We start from the raw sequence: 5595 nt of genomic DNA, 5'->3' as shown, positions 1-5595 counted from the left end.
ACCGCCGGCCGGGGCCGTCCCGAAGCATGACAGCCATCCGCGGCCTCGTCGTCGGCGTGCTGAGCGCCGGGGTCGCCCTCGGCGTGGCCCACCTCGTCGCGGCGCTGGTCGATCCGGCCGCCGATCCGGTGCTGACAGTCGGTAGTGCCGCTGTGGATCTGGCACCGCAACCGGTCAAGGCATTCGCCATCCGCTCCTTCGGCAGCAACGACAAGGTCGCTCTCCTCGCCGGCGTCTACGCAGTGCTGGCGCTGAGCGCGGTCCTGCTCGGCGTGGCGACGTTACGACGACGCCGTTATGGTCTGGCGGGCCTTGCCGCGTTCGCTGCCGTCGGTGTCGCCGCTGCCCTGTCCCGCCCGACGGCGACACTCGTGGACGTCCTGCCGGTACTGGCGGGGGCCGGCATCGGGATGACCGCGATGCTGGTGGTGGCACACGCCGCTCGGACGCTCCCGGTTCCTGGCTCGGGTCGCCCGCGGCTGCTCAACCGCCGCCAGTTTCTGGCCACGGCGGCGGGAGCAGCGGTCACCGCCGGCGCCACGGCGACCATCGGCCAGACTGTCGGGCGCGGCAGAGCCGCAGGCGCCCGTTCCCGCGCGGCCGTTCGCATACCGCCTCCCAGGCAACCCGCGCCGCCGCTGCCCGGCGGCGTCTCCGCTGGGGTGGACGGCGTCTCGGCGTTCCTCACCCCCAACCGGGACTTCTACCGGGTCGACACCGCCCTCACCGTCCCGCAGGTCGACGCGGAAACCTGGCGGCTGACCCTGGGTGGAGCGGTCGATCGGCCCCGTACCTGGACATTCGACGACCTCCTCGCCCGCGGTGTGGTGGAGCGCGACATCACCCTCAACTGCGTCTCCAACGAGGTCGGCGGCCCCTACATCGGCACCGCCCGTTGGACGGGGATCCCCCTGGCCCCACTGCTACGCGAGGCCGGCATCCGCGCCGGGCAGAATCAGCTCGTCAGCCGTTCCGTGGAGGGCATGACCATCGGCACCCCGCTTCAGGCGATCCTCGACGGTCGCGACGCGCTGTTGGCCGTGGCCATGAACGGCGAACCCCTGCCCCTGGAGCACGGCTTTCCCGTCCGCATGCTCGTCCCCGGCCTCTACGGCTATGTCGGCGCCTGCAAGTGGCTCACCTCCATGCAGGTGACCACCTTCGACGCGTTCGATCCCTACTGGGTGCAGCGCGGGTGGGCCGCCGAGGCGCCCGTGAAGACCGCATCCCGCATCGACACCCCGAAACCCTTCGCCCAACGGCGCTCCGGTCCCGTCATGATCGCCGGTGTCGCCTGGGCGCAACGTCGCGGGATCACCGCCGTCGAGGTGCAGATCGACGACGGGCCGTGGCGGCAGGCCCGTCTCGCCGACGGCCCCTCAGCGGACCTGTGGCGGCAGTGGACCTACCGGTGGGACGCCACCCCCGGCAGCCACACCCTGCGCGTGCGGGCCACCGATGCCACCGGCGCGACCCAGACCGATCAACGGGCCGCGCCCTTCCCGGACGGCGCGACCGGCTGGCACAGCACGACAGTGACCATCACCTGAACTGGTCCGTCCGACGGTTCGCCGTCCGGGCCGGAAAAACAATCCGGGCCGGGACCAATCCGGTGGACCGGAGGCGACGAATCCCTCACGACAGCACCTGAGCATCGACGCCGTACCCAGGCGGAGACGGAGATTTGTTGTGAGATTGTCCCGAGCCCTGCTCACCGTGCCCGCAGCCGCCCTGTTCCTCGCGTTTCCGGGGGTCGCGTACGCCGACGAGAGCGTGCAGGTCCAGCTGCAGGACCTCAACGAGACCGGTGCCACCGGAACCGCCACGTTGACCGCTACGAGCGGCGGTGACCTGAAGGTCATGATCCGGTCGAAGGGCATGACGCCGAACTCGCCGCACGCCCAGCACGTGCACGGCGCAGCGAACGGCATGGACTTCCACTGCCCGGACAAGTCCGCCGACGCCAACGGCAACGGCTTCGTCAGCACCGAGGAGGGCCTCAAGATGTACGGGGACATCTTCATCTCGTTGACCACCACCGGGGACACGACCAAGGCCAGCGGCCTGGCGGTGGATCGGATGCCGACGGCCGACGCGAACGGCAACCTCAGCTACGAGCGCACCATCCCCGCCGGGGACCTGCCCCAGGGCACTATCGCGCACCTGAAGGACCTGCACCTCGTGCAGCACGGCATCGACGCCAACAAGAACGGCAAGTACGACATGGAAGCGCTCGGCGAGTCGACGTTCGCCAAGTCCGTCGGCGTCAACGGCATCCCCGCCGAGGCCACCGACCCCGCGACGTGCGGCATGGTCAGCGGCGCGGCCGCCGGCTCCGTACCCGCGGGGGGTGTCGCCACCGGAGATGGCAGCACCTCCGGCGGATCGCCGATGATGATCTACGCCGTGGGTGGTCTCGCGTTGCTCGGCGCCGCCGGTGCGGTCGTCGCGCGTCGTCGGCTCGCCGGCGAGCGCTGAGCCGACGGCGATCATGATGGACAACGGTGGCGAACCAGCGCCGGCTGGCCGTCGCCGGGGGCGTCACGCGCTCCTGGCGGCGGCCGGCATCCTCACCGTGACGGCGGTCCTGACGATCGGTGTCGCAGTCGCCGAGCGGGGCGGCGACCCGCCCAGACCCGACAGGTCCGCTGCGGCACCAGCCGCGAACGCGTCTCCTGTCCCGGCGAGCGGGCCCGGCGAGTTGACCTCGGGACCGCTGATGGCCGGTTCACCGCCGACGCGGGTGTCGATCGCGTCGCTGAAGGCCACCGCCGCCATCGTCGCGCTCGGTCTGCAGTCGGACGGTGCGATGCAGGTTCCGGACAGCGCCACCGATGTGGGCTGGTTCACGAAGGCGCCGACGCCCGGCGCTCTCGGCCCGGCCGTGCTGGCCGGGCACGTCAACTGGAAGGGCCGCCGCGGGACGTTCTTCGACCTGGGCAAGCTGCCTGTCGGCGCCGGGATCACCGTCGATCGTCAGGATGGCAGCACCGCGATGTTCACCGTCACCAGGGTCGAGCAGCATCCCAAGGACCGCTTCCCCACCGCCGAGGTGTACGGGGCGACCGACCATGCGGCGTTACGCCTGATCACCTGCGGCGGCGAGTTCGACGACAGCACCCAGCACTACCGCGACAATGTCATCGTCTACGCGCGCCTCGCCCACGCTCGTCCCGCCTAGACACGAGTGCGGCGGCACACCGAGCCGTCGACAGCACAGGGAGAGGACATGCCGAGAATGAGCGGCGACCCGGAACAGGGGCGGCGGTTGCGAGCAGTGCCGCCGGACACCGCGACCCCACCGAACGCCGACGAGTTGCTGACGCGGGTGGCGCGGGGCGACGAGGCGGCGTTCGCCATGCTGTACGACGCCGTGGCGGGCAGGGTCCTCGGGCTGGCCCGGCGGGTCGTCCGCGATCCGGCGCAGGCGGAGGAGGTGACGCAGGAGGTGATGGTCGAGGTGTGGCGCACCGCCGGGCGCTTCGACGCCGGCCGGGGATCGGCCTCGGCGTGGATCCTCACCATGGCGCACCGCCGCGCGGTGGACCGGGTGCGCTCCGAACAGGCTCACACCGACCGTGCTCTGCGGGTTGCCGCGACCGAGACACACGTCCCCTACGACGAGGTGGTCGAGGACGTCAGTGCCCGGTTGGAGCGGGAGCAGGTCCGCCGGTGCCTGGGCCGGTTGACGCCGGTGCAGCGGGAGTCGGTGACCCTGGCCTACTACGGCGGTCACACCTACCGAGAGGTCGCCGAGAAGTTGCAGACGCCGCTGCCGACGGTGAAGACGCGGATGCGCGACGGACTCATCCGGATGCGCGACTGCCTGGGCATCGAGATGGAGGGACGGGCATGAGCGCCGATGTTCACACCCTCGCTGGTGCGTACGTCCTGGACGCGGTCGACGACGTTGAGCGGGCTGCGTTCGAGCGGCACCTGGCCGAGTGCGAGCCGTGCCGCGTCGAGGTGGCCGAGTTGCGGGAGACCGTCGCGCGCCTCGCCGACGACGCCGTCATCGAGGCGACCCCGGCGACCCCGGCGGGTCTGCGGGAGCGGACCCTCGCTCAGGCGGCCCGGACCCCGCAACTGCGCGTCAGCTCCGCGGGTGCCAGCGGCGGACGGCAGGCAGGCAGGTGGCGACAGCTCACGGTGGCCGCCGCCGCAGCCGTTCTCGTCGCCGGTGGCGCGAGCGCGGTCACCTGGACCGTCAGCAACGATCGGATCAGCGACGAGCAGGCCAGCAGCGACCAGGCCCGGCAGATCGCCGCCGTCCTGGACGCCCCGGACGCCCGGGTGTTCGAGCGGTCGTTGCCGCCCGGTGGTGCCGCCACGGTGGTTGTCTCCCGTGACCGCGACCGCGGTGTGGTGCTGCTGCGCGACCTTCCCGCGCCCGGTGCCGGGCGGATCTATGAGCTCTGGCTCATCCGGGGAAGTGAGCCCCGCAAGGTGGGACAGCTCGCCGAGGGGGACAGGGCGTCGACCACTGTCATCGGCCCGGTCGGCGAGGCGGGCACGTTCGGGGTGTCCAACGAGCCCGTCGGTGGTTCCGTCGCCCCCACTCGGATCGTGGGCACGGTGGCGCTGAGCTGAGTTGGGCTGGGCCGGCCGCCGTCACGTCGGCGTGCGGCCCAGCCCTGTCCGATGCCCGAACCTGGTGCTTCTGGTCACCCCGCCCATCCGGACGGGGGACCGCTCCGAATCACCCGCATGGATGACGAGCTGCTCGCCGGCCGGTACCGCAGGCTTCTGCTGATCGGGGACACCGCGACCTCGGGACGCGTCTGGCTGGCACGCGACGAGGTGCTTGATCGGCACGTCGCTCTCAAGCAGATCACCCTCCCGGGCTGGGTGAGCGACGCGGAGCGGTCCCGGCTGCGGGACAGAACGCTCGGGGAGGTACGCGGCCTGGCCGGTCTGGATCATCCGGGCGTGGTCGCGATGTGGGACGTGCTGAGCACCGACGGATATCTGTGGCTCGTCATGGAGCACGTGCCCTCCCGTTCCCTGTCCGAGATGGTTGTCAGCGACGGTCCGCTGGCGCCGGCCGAGGTGGCGCGGGTCGGCCTGCATTTGATCGCGGCACTGAGTGCCGCCCACGCGAGGGGAGTGACGCATCGGGAGGTCCGGCCGCAGAACGTGCTGTTCGCCGACGACGGGCGGGTCATGCTCGGTGGATTCGGTCTGTCGATCTTCGACTCCCGGGATCCCGCTACCGTCACCGCGGGGAGCCTGTCGACGGTCCAGTACACCGCACCGGAGCGCGCCCGCGACGGTAGGGCCACCCCCGCGACCGACCTGTGGGCCCTCGGCGCGACGCTCTACCTGGCTGCGGAGGGCCGTCCGCCATGGAGCCGGCCATCGACCCTGGCCATGCTTGCCGCCCTGGCCACCGAAGCGCCGGACCGGATGACCGTCCTGCCGCTCGAACCCGCGATCACCGGTCTCCTGCTGCGCAACCCCCGCCAGCGCCTCTCCGCGCAGGAGGCCCGCGACCAGCTGGAGCAGGTGGCCGCGGCGACGCCCGCGCCGGTGGCGCGGGCGGGCCGCTGGCCGCGTGTGCGCGCCAGGTCACGCCGGCGGCCCGGGGCGGTCACG

6 protein-coding genes are annotated in these 5595 nt (G+C 71.9%); all 6 read left to right on the top strand.

What is annotated here, in order from left to right:
* Positions 1-26: 26 nt before the first annotated feature.
* Complete coding sequence (locus tag ABZ749_RS28110) at positions 27-1550, top strand: molybdopterin-dependent oxidoreductase (protein WP_357233086.1); 1524 nt, start codon at positions 27-29, stop codon at positions 1548-1550.
* 139 nt (positions 1551-1689) lie between these two features.
* The gene (locus tag ABZ749_RS28105; protein ID WP_357233084.1) at positions 1690-2478 is read left to right on the top strand and encodes a hypothetical protein; all 789 of its coding nucleotides are present in this window, start codon (positions 1690-1692) and stop codon (positions 2476-2478) included.
* Positions 2479-2719: 241 nt separating this feature from the next.
* The gene (locus ABZ749_RS28100) at positions 2720-3181 is read left to right on the top strand and encodes a class F sortase (protein ID WP_357233082.1); all 462 of its coding nucleotides are present in this window, start codon (positions 2720-2722) and stop codon (positions 3179-3181) included.
* A 48-nt stretch (positions 3182-3229) separates the two neighbouring features.
* Complete coding sequence (locus ABZ749_RS28095; protein ID WP_357233080.1) at positions 3230-3856, top strand: sigma-70 family RNA polymerase sigma factor; 627 nt, start codon at positions 3230-3232, stop codon at positions 3854-3856.
* Complete coding sequence (locus ABZ749_RS28090) at positions 3853-4590, top strand: anti-sigma factor (protein ID WP_357233078.1); 738 nt, start codon at positions 3853-3855, stop codon at positions 4588-4590. The genes ABZ749_RS28095 and ABZ749_RS28090 overlap by 4 nt, the downstream gene beginning before the upstream one ends.
* A gap of 117 nt (positions 4591-4707) precedes the next feature.
* The coding region (locus tag ABZ749_RS28085) for a serine/threonine-protein kinase (protein WP_357233075.1) at positions 4708-5595 on the top strand (888 nt) is incomplete at its 3' end.

Origin of the sequence: Micromonospora sp. NPDC047753, from assembly GCF_040642735.1 — a bacterium.
In the GTDB taxonomy this organism is placed as follows: Bacteria; Actinomycetota; Actinomycetes; order Mycobacteriales; family Micromonosporaceae; genus Micromonospora.
The sequence above is the reverse complement of the archived record's forward strand: the minus strand, read 5'-3'. Positions and strand labels throughout refer to the sequence as shown.